Origin of the sequence: Paenarthrobacter sp. AMU7, from assembly GCF_041200195.1 — a bacterium.
GTDB lineage: Bacteria > Actinomycetota > Actinomycetes > Actinomycetales > Micrococcaceae > Arthrobacter.
The window spans coordinates 1,268,245-1,282,726 of record NZ_CP165735.1 but is presented as its reverse complement, the minus strand read 5'-3'; the positions used below and the strand labels follow the sequence as shown (position 1 = coordinate 1,282,726).

General features: G+C 62.2%; 16 protein-coding genes. 6 read left to right on the top strand and 10 right to left on the bottom strand.

The window, feature by feature from the left end; translation table 11 throughout:
* Positions 1-2 precede the first annotated feature (2 nt).
* The 5 genes from ABQM86_RS06010 to ABQM86_RS05990 all read right to left on the bottom strand — a co-directional run bounded on the left by ABQM86_RS06010 (position 3) and on the right by ABQM86_RS05990 (position 3,172).
* The gene (locus tag ABQM86_RS06010; protein WP_207596636.1) at positions 3-1,073 is read right to left on the bottom strand and encodes an alkene reductase; all 1,071 of its coding nucleotides are present in this window, start codon (positions 1,071-1,073) and stop codon (positions 3-5) included.
* 129 nt (positions 1,074-1,202) lie between these two features.
* Complete coding sequence (locus ABQM86_RS06005) at positions 1,203-1,793, bottom strand: SIS domain-containing protein (RefSeq protein WP_369746154.1); 591 nt, start codon at positions 1,791-1,793, stop codon at positions 1,203-1,205.
* A gap of 60 nt (positions 1,794-1,853) precedes the next feature.
* Positions 1,854-2,345: a hypothetical protein gene (locus ABQM86_RS06000; RefSeq protein ID WP_369746153.1), complete on the bottom strand. Its 492-nt coding sequence runs from the start codon at positions 2,343-2,345 to the stop codon at positions 1,854-1,856.
* 109 nt (positions 2,346-2,454) lie between these two features.
* Positions 2,455-2,877 (bottom strand): hypothetical protein, encoded by a 423-nt coding sequence (locus ABQM86_RS05995; protein ID WP_280627980.1) that lies wholly within the window; start codon positions 2,875-2,877, stop codon positions 2,455-2,457.
* 91 nt (positions 2,878-2,968) lie between these two features.
* Positions 2,969-3,172 carry a hypothetical protein gene (locus ABQM86_RS05990; RefSeq protein ID WP_089593987.1) on the bottom strand — a complete coding sequence of 68 codons (204 nt, stop codon included), beginning with the start codon at positions 3,170-3,172 and terminating at the stop codon, positions 2,969-2,971.
* Positions 3,173-3,302: 130 nt separating this feature from the next.
* Between ABQM86_RS05990 and ABQM86_RS05985 the strand changes: the two genes are divergently transcribed.
* A complete protein-coding gene (locus tag ABQM86_RS05985; RefSeq protein ID WP_280627182.1) occupies positions 3,303-4,478 on the top strand; it encodes a zinc-dependent alcohol dehydrogenase in 1,176 nt (391 codons plus the stop codon).
* Between the two features lie 18 nt (positions 4,479-4,496).
* Here ABQM86_RS05985 and ABQM86_RS05980 read toward each other — a convergent pair whose 3' ends face one another.
* Complete coding sequence (locus ABQM86_RS05980) at positions 4,497-5,483, bottom strand: SDR family oxidoreductase (RefSeq protein ID WP_280627180.1); 987 nt, start codon at positions 5,481-5,483, stop codon at positions 4,497-4,499.
* A 107-nt stretch (positions 5,484-5,590) separates the two neighbouring features.
* Between ABQM86_RS05980 and ABQM86_RS05975 the strand changes: the two genes are divergently transcribed.
* Positions 5,591-5,776 (top strand): CsbD family protein, encoded by a 186-nt coding sequence (locus ABQM86_RS05975; protein ID WP_089593984.1) that lies wholly within the window; start codon positions 5,591-5,593, stop codon positions 5,774-5,776.
* Between the two features lie 159 nt (positions 5,777-5,935).
* Here the strand turns inward: ABQM86_RS05975 and ABQM86_RS05970 are convergent, their stop codons facing one another.
* On the bottom strand, positions 5,936-7,663 hold the full coding sequence (locus ABQM86_RS05970; protein ID WP_369746152.1) for a cytosine permease: 1,728 nt from the start codon (positions 7,661-7,663) through the stop codon (positions 5,936-5,938).
* Positions 7,664-7,859: 196 nt separating this feature from the next.
* Between ABQM86_RS05970 and bioB the strand changes: the two genes are divergently transcribed.
* From bioB to ABQM86_RS05955, 3 genes are all read left to right on the top strand, one after another.
* Positions 7,860-8,894: a biotin synthase BioB gene (gene bioB, locus ABQM86_RS05965; protein ID WP_369746151.1), complete on the top strand. Its 1,035-nt coding sequence runs from the start codon at positions 7,860-7,862 to the stop codon at positions 8,892-8,894.
* Positions 8,895-9,189: 295 nt separating this feature from the next.
* The gene (locus ABQM86_RS05960; RefSeq protein ID WP_369746150.1) at positions 9,190-9,684 is read left to right on the top strand and encodes a very short patch repair endonuclease; all 495 of its coding nucleotides are present in this window, start codon (positions 9,190-9,192) and stop codon (positions 9,682-9,684) included.
* Between the two features lie 327 nt (positions 9,685-10,011).
* Positions 10,012-10,392, top strand: a complete 381-nt coding sequence (locus ABQM86_RS05955) for an Hpt domain-containing protein (RefSeq protein ID WP_280627173.1) — start codon at positions 10,012-10,014, stop codon at positions 10,390-10,392.
* A gap of 60 nt (positions 10,393-10,452) precedes the next feature.
* On the opposite strand, the gene ABQM86_RS05950 is transcribed toward ABQM86_RS05955, so the two are convergent.
* On the bottom strand, positions 10,453-11,196 hold the full coding sequence (locus ABQM86_RS05950; RefSeq protein ID WP_280627171.1) for a response regulator transcription factor: 744 nt from the start codon (positions 11,194-11,196) through the stop codon (positions 10,453-10,455).
* A gap of 99 nt (positions 11,197-11,295) precedes the next feature.
* Between ABQM86_RS05950 and ABQM86_RS05945 the strand changes: the two genes are divergently transcribed.
* Positions 11,296-12,966: an ATP-binding protein gene (locus tag ABQM86_RS05945; protein ID WP_337340872.1), complete on the top strand. Its 1,671-nt coding sequence runs from the start codon at positions 11,296-11,298 to the stop codon at positions 12,964-12,966.
* 7 nt (positions 12,967-12,973) lie between these two features.
* Here ABQM86_RS05945 and ABQM86_RS05940 read toward each other — a convergent pair whose 3' ends face one another.
* The gene (locus ABQM86_RS05940) at positions 12,974-13,213 is read right to left on the bottom strand and encodes a PLD nuclease N-terminal domain-containing protein (RefSeq protein WP_089593976.1); all 240 of its coding nucleotides are present in this window, start codon (positions 13,211-13,213) and stop codon (positions 12,974-12,976) included.
* A 36-nt stretch (positions 13,214-13,249) separates the two neighbouring features.
* Positions 13,250-14,458, bottom strand: coding sequence for a restriction endonuclease (locus ABQM86_RS05935; RefSeq protein WP_369746637.1), 1,209 nt, complete (start codon positions 14,456-14,458; stop codon positions 13,250-13,252).
* Between the last annotated feature and the right edge of the window lie 24 nt (positions 14,459-14,482).

The window sequence follows — 14,482 nt, the reverse complement described above, 5'->3', positions numbered from 1 at the left end:
CTTTAGTTCGCGTAGAACGGGTAGTCCGTGTAGCCCTCGGCGCCGTCGGCGTAGAAGGTGGAGGCGTCCGGCTCGTTGAGCGGCAGGCTCTCGCGCCAGCGGCGGGCAAGGTCCGGGTTGGCGATGGCGGGGCGGCCCACCACCACAGCGTCCGCGAGGCCGTCTTCGATGATGGCGAAGGCTTCATCGCGGGTCGTGATTTCGCTGAAGCCGGTGTTCACCAGGAACGTTCCGTTGAACCGTTCGCGAAGATCCTGGACCAAAGCACTCTTGGGGTCGTGGTGCAGGATGCTCAGGTAAGCAAGGTTGAGCGGGGCGATGGTGTCCACCAGCACCTCGTAGGTTGCCCGGACGTCGGCAGCATCAACCTCGGCGATGCCCTGGACGTTGTGCTCCGGAGAAATCCGGATGCCGACGCGGTTGGCACCGAGGGCTTCGACCACGGCATTGACCGTCTCGATCACGAAGCGGGCGCGGTTCTCCGGGGAGCCGCCGTAGCTGTCTGTGCGGACGTTCGAGTTCGGTGCAAGGAATTCGTGCAGCAGGTAACCGTTGGCGGAGTGGAGCTCGACGCCGTCGAACCCTGCCTCGATAGCGTTCTTGGACGCTGTGACGATCTCCTGAATGACGCCCGGAAGTTCGTCGGTGCGGAGTTCACGCGGTACGGGGTACGGCTGCTTGCCATTGGGGGTGCGGACATCACCTTCGATGGCAACAGCGCTGGGGCCCACGATCTCGTGCCCACCGGTGATGTCGGCATGGGAAACGCGGCCTCCGTGCATGACCTGCGCGAAGATGCGGCCACCCTCAGCATGCACGGCGTCGGTTACTGTCTTCCAGCCGGCGATCTGAGCCTCGGTGACGAGCCCTGGCTGTCCCGGGTAGGACTGACCGGCCGGAACCGGGTAGGTTCCCTCGCTGACGATCAGCCCCAGGGAAGCCCGCTGGCGGTAGTGCTCGGCGATCAACGGACCCGGCACGCCGTTCTGACCGGCGCGAAGACGCGTCAAGGGCGCCATCACCAGTCGGTTGGAAAGTTCAAGCTCGCCGAGGGCCAGAGGGGAAAACAGCATGCGCAGTTCCTTTCAGAATGAAACAGGTTCACTCTGCGCAACTGCATGGCGTCTGCAACTATTCCAAACGAGGTGCAGATCACACGCCCGGGCTGGCCTTCTCCGCCACCCGGCCCAGTCAGTCCGGGGTCACGCCGGCTTGACGTGCTTCAGTGCGTCATCAAAGCATTCGCAGAGAGCCAACACCGCCACCAGATGCGCTTCCTCGGCGTGTGGCGGATCGGTGTTGATGCATATTGCTTCATTGACCGACTGCGCGAGCTCCTTGGACTCCTTACCCGTCAGGGCCCACACGATCGCACCACCCGATTTTGCGGCGGCAGCAGCGTCGCGGAGCTCGTCGGTGATTCCCTTGGCAGCCAGCAGCACCACGATGTCTCCACGCCGCACCTGTTCAGAGAGCTGGGCACTGATGCTTGGGGTAGTCCCGTTGGAGCCACTGGCGCCCTTGGGAATGTAGATCGCTTTGAAGCCGGACCCGTCTCCGCGGTCGTGAGCCGCCAGTTCCGAGGTGAACCTCTGCGCCTCGTGCGAGGATCCGTCGCTGCCTGCGGCGAACACAGTTCCACCGCGCAGCCTGACAAGCGCCAGTTGTTCGCCCCATTCGGCCAGCCTGGACGATTCGCGGCGCAGGGCCGCAACGGCCGGTCCGATCTCGCCCAAGTGTCCCAGAACCACATCTACCGCATGCCGCGTCGCCTTCGACTCAGTCGACCGCACAGCCTCACCTGTTCGCCTCACCACGATGCTCACTTCCCGCCCTCCGTTTCTCCTGTGAAACTACAAGTTCCTGTCACCTTCGTGTGGGGTTCGTTCGCGCGTGGCGCCGTCGCGGCCACTGCGGTCCCGAGTCAGGCGTTCGCCTTCAACTGCGGCCGGGCGGCCCTCGTCGGCCCGGCGATCCGGGTCCTGTGAGCGATCTGCGTCAGTCGAGCGATCCTGCCCGGTATTGGGGTCCAACTTGTCTGCGTGCCGCAGGTGTTCCTCTACCCGCCCATGAGCCTCGTTGGCCTTCTCCGCGTGGCGTTCCGCTTCCTGCCGGAGCCGATTGGCTTCGACCTCGGCCTGCAGCGCATTCGCCTCCGCCTGGGCCGATTCGGCCTTGGCTTGGTGGGCTCCGATGGCTTCTTCCGCGGCCTTCTCGCGAAGTTCCGCTGCTCGGTGGCGGTTGACCTCCGCCTTCTTCCGACGTCCGATGACGACCGCGACGATCACAGCGGCGATGACGACGACGGCCACCACGATGATGAGAACCAGCTGTCCTGTATCCATGCGGATTACCTCCCTGGTGAGCGGCTTCTATGGGCGCCGCTCGTAGCCCACGCTGTGGTTGCTGCTTGGGACGTACCCAGTTCAGGGCGCCCCCAAACGATGCCCGCCTTCATGCCGGCAGCTCCATCCGGAAGCCGCACCGGCACTCGATGACGCGCGTTTTCAAGTACACCTCGAGGAGGCCGTCCTCAACGACTTCCGTGGTCATGGGTGCATAGACGCTTCGAGCTGAGGATTTGGTGAACTGCATTGGTTCACCGCAATGGAAGTACTGTCCGCCAAATTGCAGCAGTCCCGACGCCGACCCGTTGCGGTTGAGGACCGCGGCCACGTCGTGGAAGGCAGCGTTGTGGGTGTACGGGACTTCACAGGCCAGGCAACTATAAGAGACCCGGACCATCAAGTCGCCGGCATGCGGCTCAAGGGATTCGATGGTTTCCAGATCCAAGTGATCGTCGGACCGGCATTGACGGCACTGGAGGGGTTCGGCGTGGGGACGGGTTGCGTCGCCTGGAACCAGAGGGTTTTTCATCGATGACAACGCAGACACTCCTCGGTCAACTCTGCCCGAAACTCTCCCTTGCCCACCATGTTAACACTACTGGTCAGATTACTTACTAGTTTTAGCTTCCCGTCGCTTCGGGATGCTCCCTGGCCCGCTTCTCCACCGGGGATTCGCCGCTTTCATCAGGGATAAAGGTGGGGTCCACTTCCGTGGTGAAGTCACCGTTTCCGGCGGCACTTTTGTCATGCTCGACGCCGGCAGGCACCGTGGGTTTGGAGGCTTCAGAGGGCGCAACGTCAGCTTCGTTCGGTTCTTCGCTCATAGCCTCAATCTAGGCTCGGCCGCGAGCAGTGTCGAGGGCGGCCGGCCTTGTGCGCCGATGCCATCTCTGATTCGCTGGGGTGGTCTCCTGCAGCGCGGGACACCTCCAGCCGAAAGCAGGGAGAGTAATTGTGAAAGCAGTGACATGGCAAGGCCGGCGCTCACTCAGCGTTGAAGACGTCCCCGATCCCAGCATCCAAGAGCCTACGGATGCGATTGTCCGGATCACCTCCACCGCGATTTGCGGCTCGGACCTCCACCTTTACGAAGTGCTCGGCCCGTACATGCACAAGGGCGATGTCATCGGCCACGAGCCGATGGGAATCGTCGAAGAAGTGGGCCCGGGTGTCCACCGGCTCAAGAAGGGCGACCGTGTTGTGGTGCCCTTCAACATCTCCTGCGGGCGCTGTTACATGTGCAACCAAGGCTTGCAGTCGCAGTGCGAGACCACCCAGGTCAAGGAGAAGGGATCCGGGGCGGCCCTCTTTGGCTACTCAGAGCTCTACGGTTCCGTTCCCGGTGGCCAGGCCCAGTTCCTCCGCGTTCCCTATGCCGACTACGGCCCCATCAAAGTGGAGTCGGGCGCCCCGGATGAGCGCTACCTCTTCCTCTCGGACATCCTTCCCACGGCCTGGCAGGCAGTGGACTACGCGAACGTTCCGGAAGGGGGCACCCTCGCGGTGCTCGGACTGGGTCCCGTGGGCCAGTTTGCTGCGAGGATCGGGGCCTACAAGGGCTTCCGGGTGATCGGCGTTGATCCGGTTGCTGAACGCCGCGCGATGGCGGAGGCCCACGGCATTGAAACCATGGATTACAGCTCAGACGTGGCCGGCCGGATCCGCGAACAAACACTGGGTCGCGGCCCGGATTCCGTGGTGGATGCTGTGGGCATGGAGGCCCATGGATCCCCTGTGGCGTCCTTCCTTCACAAGGCGGTTTCCCTGCTGCCGGACAAACCCGCGCAGATTGCCATGGAAACCATGAGCGTCGATCGGCTCGCTGCACTGCATACAGCCGTGGATCTGGTGCGTCGTGGCGGGACGATCTCGCTGAGCGGGGTCTACGGCGGGCAGGCGGACCCGATGCCCCTGATGACTATGTTCGACAAGCAGATCCAACTCCGCATGGGGCAATGCAATGTGCGCCGCTGGACTGACGATCTGCTTCCCTTGGTGGAGGACGACGCCGATCCGCTGGGCGTCATGCATCTGGTCACCCACACGGGAGGACTGGATGAAGCACCGGCACTCTACGAGAAGTTCCAGAAGAAGCAGGACGGATGCATCAAGGTGGTCCTCAAGCCATAATGACGCTCAGACAAACCACTAGGCGAGGTGTTTGCCGCCGGTGACGCCGATGACCGATCCGGAGATATAACTGGAATCTTCGCTGGCCAGCAGGACATAGGTCCCGGCAAGTTCGGCAGGCTGCCCTGCGCGCCCCAAGGGGGTGTCCTGGCCAAACTCTTGGATCTTTTCCGCGGGCTGGGTGGGCGGCTGCAGTGGCGTCCACACGGGACCCGGCGCTACTGCATTGACGCGGATCCCCTGAGGACCCAGTGACTCTGCCAACGAAAAGGTCATGCTGTTGATGGCTGCTTTCGTCGCTGCGTAGTCGATGAGTGATGGGCTGGGATGGTAACCCTGGACGGACGAGGTGTTGATGATCGCGGCGCCGGGCTTCAAATGCGGTAGGGCCGCCTTGGTGAGCCAGAACAGCGCATAAACGTTGGTTTTGAAGGTTTGATCGAACTGTTCGGTGCTGAGGTCTTCGATCCCCCGGCTCGTGGTCATCTGGAACCCGGCGTTGTTCACAAGCACATTGAGCCCACCGAATTCGGCAACGGTTTGGGCAATGACTTCCTGGCAGAACTCTTCGTCCCGCAAGTCACCAGGTAGCGCGAGCGCCCTGCTGCCGGCGTCTTCGATCAGCTGGACAGTATGCTCGGCGTCCTGCTCTTCTTCAGGCAGGTAGGTGAAAGCGACGTCCGCACCTTCACGGGCAAAAGCAATCGCTACGGCTTTACCGATCCCGCTGTCGCCGCCCGTAATCAGGGTCCGGCGGCCCAGCATCCGGCTGTGCCCCACGTAGCTTTGTTCGCCGTGATCGGGGCGGGGAGTCATGGCCTCGGTCCAGCCCGGATAATCCTGGGTTTGTGGCTCGAACCCTTCGGACGGGTATTTGGTACGGGGATCCGATGCTTCGTCCTCCGGATCGTAGGATTCGGAGACCACATTGTTAACCAGGGCCATGGCGATGTCCTCGTCCAGGTCCGTTTGCTCCGTCTGTTCGTTCAGGATCTCCTCAGCCATGATCTCAGTGTAAGCATCCTGACTATCTTGGAAGTCGTTCAGGAAGTACCCAGAATTGCTCGCTAGCCTAGCAATCGTCAACGTTGGATTACATCGAAGGAGGGCCCATGGGACTCGGAGACAAGATCAGCAACAAGGCACAGGAAGTTTCGGGCAAGGCGAAGGAAGCCTTGGGAGACGCCACCAACAACGAGAAACTGCAGGCCGAGGGTGTCGCTGACCAAGCCGCCGCCAAGACCAAGCAGGCTGGCGAGAACGTCAAGGACGCCGCGAAGGACGCCTTCGACAAGTAAGCCTCACAGCAGCAATACACAGCACGAAAACACACAGCGCAACGCCCCGGCTCCCTTGATGGAAGCCGGGGCGTTTCGCGTGGGCCCAAGTAGGTAACAGCACACGCTCCAATGACCACTCAATAGAGCAGGTGCTGTTACTTAGTTGGGTTGGGAGGGTTATTTCTGGGCCGGGAGCACCAACTCGCCCGACTTATCCGTGGACAAGGCGAGGGACGAGATGTACTGGGGTTCGCCGTCGGGCCCATCCTGACCGGACCGGAGCATGTCCGGGCGTTCGAATTCAAGACCGGTGACGTGGCAGAGGAGTTTCTGGTCGCTGGGGTTGCCGTCGGCGTCGAACATCGGGAGGTCAATGCCGTCGTCGGTGCGCCGCAGGTAGTAGCGTCCCTTGGTGGCCAGAGCCAGCACGGGCGGCAGGATCAGCGCCAGGCCCACTGCGAAGATCGGCGAGAACGGCTGGACACCGGAACCAAAGGCCCCGAAGAACACTGCGATGGAAACCCCGGCAGAGACCAGCATGGACACGAAGCCCACGGGGTTCACGGCGTAGAGCATCCCGCGACGGAACTCCGGAACCTTGGGTGAAATCTTCAGCAGGTATTTGTTGATGGCGATGTCAGAGGCAACAGTGACCACCCAGGCCATGGCGCAGTTGGCGTAGAAGCCCAGGATCGTGTTGAGGAACTCGAACATGTTCGACTCCATCAGGATCAATGCGATGACCAGGTTCACCACCACAAACACCATGCGCCCCGGGTAGGTCTTGGTGACGCGCGTGAAGGAGTTTGTCCAAGCCAGCGAGCCGGAGTAGGCGTTGGTGACGTTGATTTTGATCTGGGAAATGACGACGAGCACCACGGCCAGGGTCATCGCGAGCCACGCCGGCATCATTTCTTCGTAGACGCCCAGGAACTGGTGGACCGGTTCATTCGCGGTAGATGCCGCTGCGGGGTCGAGCTTGGCGATGAGGTAGATGGCAATGAACAGGCCGATGATCTGCTTGATGGCGCCGAAGATGACCCAGCCCGGTCCAGCGAGGATCACTGCGCGCCACCAGGCGCCCTTGTTTTCGGCGGTCTTGGGCGGCATGAAGCGAAGGTAGTCGATCTGCTCAGCGATCTGCGCCATCAGGGACAGGCAGACGCCCGCAGCCAGCATTACCGAAGCCAGGTTGGGACCACCTTCGCCGGATGCTCCGGTGAAAGCGAAGAACGCGTCGATGCTTTCGGGGTGGGACAGCAGCAGGTAGCCCACTGGGACCACCATGAGCAGCAGCCAGAGCGGCGTGGTCCACACCTGCAACGTGGCGAGCGTCTTCATCCCATAGATCACCAGCGGGATGATGATGATGGTGGACACGGCGTAGCCGATCCACTGCGGAATGCCCAGGCCCAATTGCAGGCCCTGGGCCATGATGGAGCCTTCGAGGGCGAAGAAGATGAACGTGAAGGTGGCGAAGATGATGTTCGTGACCACCGAACCGTAGTAGCCAAAACCCGAGCCGCGGGTGATCAAGTCCAAATCGATGTTGTACCGGGCTGCGTAGTACGCCAACGGGAACCCCGTGGCGAAGATGATCACCGCGGCCACGATGATGCCGAAGATGGCGTTCACCGTTCCGTAGGCGATGCCGATGTTCGCGCCAATGGAGAAGTCGGCCAGGTAGGCAATGCCACCCAGCGCACTTGTGGCCACCACACCGGCACTCCACTTCCGGTAGGAACGCGGGGCGAACCGGAGCGTGTAATCCTCCAGGCTCTCCTTGGCCGCACTCATGGCATCGGCGTTGCCTGGAGCCGTTGAAACGGAGCCGCCGATTCCGACGGCGGTGCTTGCCGCCGTCGTCGGCTCCAGTGTTGCGGTACTCGTCTTGTCGTCGCTCATGCGTGGTCGCTTTCGTCCGGGGAGGGGTGCCTCGTCCCCGACGCTAGTCACGCAGCGCGTCAATTCAGTCACGTGCATGTTTCACAGCTGTAACTTCTGCGCCAGCCGCCCCGGACAGTCACCTCCAAAATCCACCACGTCAGTTTGTACGCACCCCACAAAATCGCCCTTCACCAGCGCGGATACCGTCAAGGACATGACCACGAAAGCACCCCAAGAAGCCCCTGAATCCACTGGCTACGGCATCCTGGACACCGCCCGGGAGCAGGTCCTCGAACGCGGCGAGGGCCTGAACGAGGCCCAGCTCATCGAGATCCTGGAGCTACCGGATGACGCCATCCCCGCAGCCCTGCAACTTGCCCACGAGGTTCGGCTCAAGCACTGCGGCGAGGACGTGGAGGTGGAAGGGATCATCTCCATCAAGACCGGGGGCTGCCCGGAAGACTGCCATTTTTGCAGCCAGTCCGGGCTGTTCGACTCCCCCGTCCGCGGAGTCTGGTTGGACATCCCGGAGCTGGTCAAGGCCGCCAAGGAAACCGCAGCCACGGGGGCCACGGAGTTCTGCATCGTCGCAGCCGTCCGCGGGCCTGACATCAAGCTCATGAACCAGATCAAATTCGCGATCGACCGCATCAATGAAGCCGTGGACATCAACATCGCCTGCTCGCTGGGCATGCTCACGCAGCGGCAAGTAGACCAGTTGGCCGAGTGGGGCGTCCACCGCTACAACCACAACCTGGAAACCGCGCGCAGCTACTTCCCCGAGGTAGTTACCACCCACAGCTATGAGGAACGCCTGGAAACCTGCGCCATGGTCAAGGCGGCCGGCATGGAACTGTGCTGCGGTGCCTTGATCGGCATGGGTGAGTCGTTGGCGCAGCGCGCTGAACTTGCCGCCCAACTCGCAGCCCTTGAACCCCATGAAGTCCCGCTGAACTTTCTCAACCCACGCCCCGGTACACCCCTGGAAAACCAGGGAATCATGGACGGCAAAGATGCCCTCCGGGCCATCGCCGCGTTCCGGCTGGCCATGCCCCGCACCGTTCTTCGTTATGCGGGCGGCCGCGAACTGACCCTCGGCGACCTCGGCACACGGGAGGGCCTGCTCGGCGGAATCAACGCGGTCATCGTAGGCAACTACCTCACCACACTGGGCCGCCCCGCCAACGCCGACCTGAACCTGTTGGTGGAGCTCAACATGCCCATCAAGGAATTCCAGAAGTCGCTGTGACCACGGCGTTTAGCCAGCAGTACTGCGGCCACTGCGGCGGTGGGGGCGACGGCAACGGTGACAGCCCGACGTCGGACGCCCACGATGGCTGCCAACAGCGCCTGACGATGGAGCCACCGCGCTTTTGCCCGCAATGCCGCCGCCGCATGAAAGTCCAGGTCACCCCGTTGGGCTGGACCGCAGAGTGCTCCAGGCACGGGAGGCTCGCGTCATGAACTCGCGGCTGAAGCGCGACCGGTGCCATGGTGCCGACATCCTGCGGACAGCGGTGGCGGAGCCTGGGTAGGCTGGGATTATGGGCGAGAGCCGGGACCTCCTGACGCCGGAGCAGCGCAGCCGCAACATGTCCAGAATCCGCGGCAAGAACACCAAGCCGGAGCTGCTGGTCCGCAGATTGCTGCATGCGAAAGGTTACCGGTATCGGCTGCACGGACAGGCCGGAACGGCAAAGCTTCCCGGGCGACCAGACTTGGTGTTCGCGGGCCGGCGAAAAGTCATCTTCGTCAACGGCTGTTTCTGGCATTTTCATACGTGCCGCGTAGGGCAGCATGCGCCTGCGGCCAATGCGGAGTTCTGGGAAACCAAGCGGACCCGGACCCGCGAGCGCGACGCCCTGCAACGGGAGCAACTAGCCGACAGCGGCTGGGACGTGTTGACGGTGTGGGAGTGCGAACTGAAAGACCAATCGGTTCTCGAAGACAGGCTCACACAGTTTTTGGAGGGCGGTCTGCAGGCCCCTACGGCTACGGGGCGGAAGTGGGCGGTGCAGAGCTTGCGGTCTGGTCGGTGACGGTGGTGCGGGTGCCCTGTTCCCATAATGCGTAGGCGGCGGTCCCGCCAATGCCCAGAAGGACGGTCATGCACAAAACGATGGTGACCATCAAGCCAGGTGATGGACGAGGACTGCTGTTCATGCTTTTTCCCGATCCTTGATTCAAGCCTGGAATCCCCCAGATCCGTGATCTTGCCTCTGCTGTCCTACTCTGGGGGGCGGCAATCAAGACTCCCTCTGAGTCCGCTCAAGATTGGATCAAGCTTTCGTTTTCTGGCGCTTCCGCCGTTCCACGGGTCCTACTGTTGAATCGTGAATCTATTGTTTGGAGGCGGGAGGAGTCAGGTGTCTGAGTACGACGAGTGCACTGACTCCCTGGTAGATCGGACCGTCCTCACCGAGCTCCAGGCGGAGCTTGGCGGAGACCATGCCATCATCAGCGCCTTCGTCCGCAACTACGTAGCCTTGCTGCCTTGGCGGGTGTCCCGGCTCCATAGGGCCCTAGAGAACCTGGACATGGAAGACGCCATGGACGCGGTCCTCAGCCTGAAGACCTCCAGCCACATGGTGGGTGCCATCTGCATGAACCGCTTGGCTACGGAGTTGGAGATCAGCCTCAGGCTCCTGCCCAATGCGGACCATCTTAACGAGCTCGGGCCCCAGGTTGTGGAAATCGAACAGTTTGTCTTCGGCACCATTACGGAGCTGGAAACGCCGATCCTCTGAGCATGCCCGAGGACCCCGCCCGCAACCACCCGGTGATCGCGGCGGAGCCCCAGCGCGTGGCTAGTTGTTGCTTGAGGAGGGCGCGAGTCGGTATCCGACGCCGCGGACTGTCTCCAGCCAGCGGGGGGCCTGGATGCTGTCGCCAAGTTTCTTGCGCAGGTTGCCCATGTGCACCTCGACGGCGCGTTCGTCGGCATCGCTGACGTAACTTCCGACGTCGTACGGTTCGTTGCGGAGGCGACGGGCCAGGTCTGCCTTGGTCCGGACGATCCGGCCGGTTTCCAGCAGCGCGAGCAGGAGGTCGAATTCGGTCCTGGTGAGTTTCAGTTCCGCACCGTTCAGAACGGCGGTGCGGGAACCTGCAGAGACGGCCAGGCCGTTGTGGCTCACCTCGGGGTCAACTTCTTCAACAACGTTCTTGGTGTCCGACGACGCGCGGGGCCTTCGCATCATGGCCTCAACACGGGCGCGCAGTTCGCGGGGACGGAACGGCTTGGTGAGGTAATCGTCGCCGCCGGCCTCCAGCCCCATGAGGGTATCGAGTTCCTCGGCGCGGGCGGTCAGCATGATGATGTAGGCATCGGAGGACTTGCGGATCTGGCGGGCAACCTCAAAGCCGTCAATATCCGGGAGGCCGAGATCCAGCGTAATGACATCCGGATTCAGTTCACGTGCCGACGTCACACCAGCAGAACCGGTGGACGCAGTGTGAACATCGAACCCTGCCTGGGATAGGACAACCCTTACCAGCTCGCGAATATCCTGGTCATCTTCAATGACCAGCCCCACACGTACTTCACTCATCGCTGCCCCTCAGCCCCTTCGATAACCTCAGAAGTATATCCATTATGGTTAGGCTGATCTTATGAACCGACTTTCTTCTGCATCCGTGGTGGATGTGCCATGACCCACCCTTCGACGTGGGACATCGGTGAAAAGAAGAAACTGTTGGTTTTTCAGCGCTCGTTCCACGAACATACCCTGCGGATGCGGGTTGTCCTCAGCCAACTGCCGTTGTCTGTCTGTGTTTGTCTTTCGGCCATTCTGGTCTGGCTGTTTTTCCCGGCAACACTGGAGAATCCATACTTCCTGATATTCCTGCTGAGCCAGGCATTCCTCCTTGCCGCATGCGTCATTGTCCCGTGGCACCGGTTACCCTTCCCCAGCTTCCTCGTCATCCCTGTCCTTGACATGGTTTCCATAGCCTTCGGACGTGAAGGTGGACAAGAAGCACTCACTGGCCTCAGCGTTTTGGTGGTTCTGCCTGTCATCTGGCTCTGCGCGTCGGGCCTCTATCCAAAGCTGGCCATAGTCCTGTCATTCCTCGGGCCCTTGGCTATCGTGTGGGTTCCTGTGTTTGTCAAGGGTGACATCACCGAACAGGCGCTCACCAAGCCGTTGCTCTTCCCCATCCTGATCCTGGGAATCGGGGTGTCCGTCAGCGTCCTGACCTTGAGCATGGTGCGACAGCAGCGCGCCTTGGAGGAAAAGGACGAGGCCCTCAAAGAAGCCTTGGAGGTCAGCACCAAGCAGGAACGGCTCCTGAATACCGTGATGGAAGCACTGCCGCTGGGAGTAGTAGCGGTCGACGGCGAGGGACACGACATCCTCATGAACCGCCGCCAACGCCAAACCCACGTGTTGGCCACTCCTACCGATATCGACGATCCCAACGAGTCCCAGTTGCTGGTCTTCGACATCGACAGGACCACGCCGCTGGACGCGGACCGCCGGCCCGTCAGACGCGCCGTTCTGGGCGAGCGGTTCACCGATCAGTTGGTCTGGCTCGGTGCCGGAGAGGGTCAACGCGCCTTCACCGCCAGTGCCCGGCCCATGGTGGACGACGCTGGAAAGTTCACGGGATCGGTGGTGGTGTTCAGCGACGTCACAGACCTGATGAACGCCTTGGCGGCCAAGGACGACTTTGTTTCCAACGTCTCCCACGAGTTCAGGACCCCGTTGACGTCCATCCTGGGCTACGTGGAGTTGATCTTGGACGATCCCGACGCCCTCGATGTCCGGTCCCGTCAACAACTCGACATCGTCAGGCGCAACGCCGAGCGGCTCCTCACTCTTGTTTCCGACCTCCTGGCCGTGCGCTCAGGCCAGATCGTCATCCAGCCACACGCCGTTGATGTGGCTGAGCTGGTGCGAGGCAGCGTGAGCTCCGCGGAACCCCGGGCAGCCAAAGCAGGTATCCGCCTCTCGGTGGACCTTCCCGATGCCCTGGAAGCCCACGTCGATTCCTCACGCATTGCGCAGGTACTGGACAACCTTGTGTCCAATGCGATCAAGTACTCACCCGACGGCGGCGACGTGGAAGTGGCAGCGTGGGAGGACGAGGACTTTGTGTTCTGCCGCGTCACTGACACGGGCATGGGCATGAACGAAGAGGAACAGGCGGAAGCTTTCACCAAGTTCTTCCGGGCCGGCGGGGTTCGCAAGAGCGCCATACCCGGTGTGGGGCTGGGGCTGCCCATCAGCAAGGCAATCGTCGAAGCCCACGGCGGCACCATCACGCTGGAGAGCGAGCCGGGCCGCGGCACCACGTTTACGGTGAAAGTGCCCGCCTGAGCCCTTCTTAGTTCTTCAAACCCGCTGCATCACGTCGGCGGCCGAACAGGAAGTAGCTGACCGGGCCGAAGAAGTTGATGAACGACACCGCGCGCCAGACAGCCTTCTTGCCCCTGATGTCTGAATCCGGGGTCTTGGCGATGCTGCGCTGCGCGGCCACCAACAAAGCCAGGTTCAGGGCTCCGCTGGCCAGAACCGAGATGCGTTGGCCCTTGCTCATGTCACGCCAGGATTTCTTGCCGGCCATGGTGCCTCCTAATCGCCGAACGGTTTACCTCTCAGGCTAGTCCGACGCCGACCGGCCCGCCACAGCCTGGCGTACTACTTCACCCCAGGACTGTTCAGCGAGGTCAGCCACCGCAGCCAGAATTTCCGAGGGCGGCAGCGACAGGTCCAACGGGTACTCCACGATGTCGATATCCGTGTTCAGGATGCGCCGCAGCTTCACTTCCCCTGAACCGGCGTAGACCAACCACGCTGTGGGAACCCGGAGCGCCGTGCAGTACGCCAGCAACTGGTAATGATCGGCACTGAGCGAGGCACCGGCGTCGGAAGCTGCCTTGTATTTGGAGTCGTAAACCACCACCGGACGGCCGCCCAGGAAATGGACGGCGTCGGGGCGGACTGTCAGTCGGTCCGAGTCATTCACGGCCTCGTTGAGCAGCGCACCGTACTGGAGCCGCATCTCACCCGGGTGGGCGCTCATGGCAGCGCGCAAGGCAGCACCTACGAATTCCTCAAACACCTGGCCCATATCCACCACGAAGGACGCGGTCTGCTGCTTGCCTTCACCGGCCTCGGCAGAGGCATTGCGGAGGATTACCTCGGACAGGCGCAGCACAGCGTGGTATCTGAGATTCATCCGGCTGGCCCGCCACGCCGGCAGCGGCGCACCGGACTGAAGCCGGGTGACGGCGTCGAGCTTTCCTTTGAGCTGCCGCAAGCGGCTCAGGACGTCGGGCCGGACACCGGGAACCTTACCCATCCTTTCCAAGGCAGCCCGGAGGATGCGGTTCTCAGCGATGTCCTCGGTGAATTCGTCGTAGGAGACTTCCAGCGGCACCATCATTCCGGGCCGGCGCGAGATCTGGTCAGAGATCCGGATCCGGCCTTTCACGGTCCGCAGTGACTCTTCCACTGTCAGGTAGCCCTGCAGGACGCCGCGGCTGAGGGCCCTGTCCGCCAACTGAGCCAGCGATTCCGACAGGGCACTCCACAAATCCGGGTGTTCCACGGCCTCCACTGAATGGTCCCGGAAGCCCTGTTCCCCGGCGTAGCTGAGCAGGAACAGCAACCGGCTCAGGCCAAGGCGATCCTTGGGCCGGACTTCCAACTGCACCGCGGCAGTCCGCACCGAACCCACTTTGCCCACCGGCTCAATCCGGTACAGGCCCATGCCCATGGGCGAGGTCTTCGCCAGGCCGCTGGTATTGATGAATGCCGCCGACTGGGGGTCGAGCTTATCCACCACGCCTCCGGAGAGCTCGTCCAGGACGATGTGCCGGGGGCCCGCGGT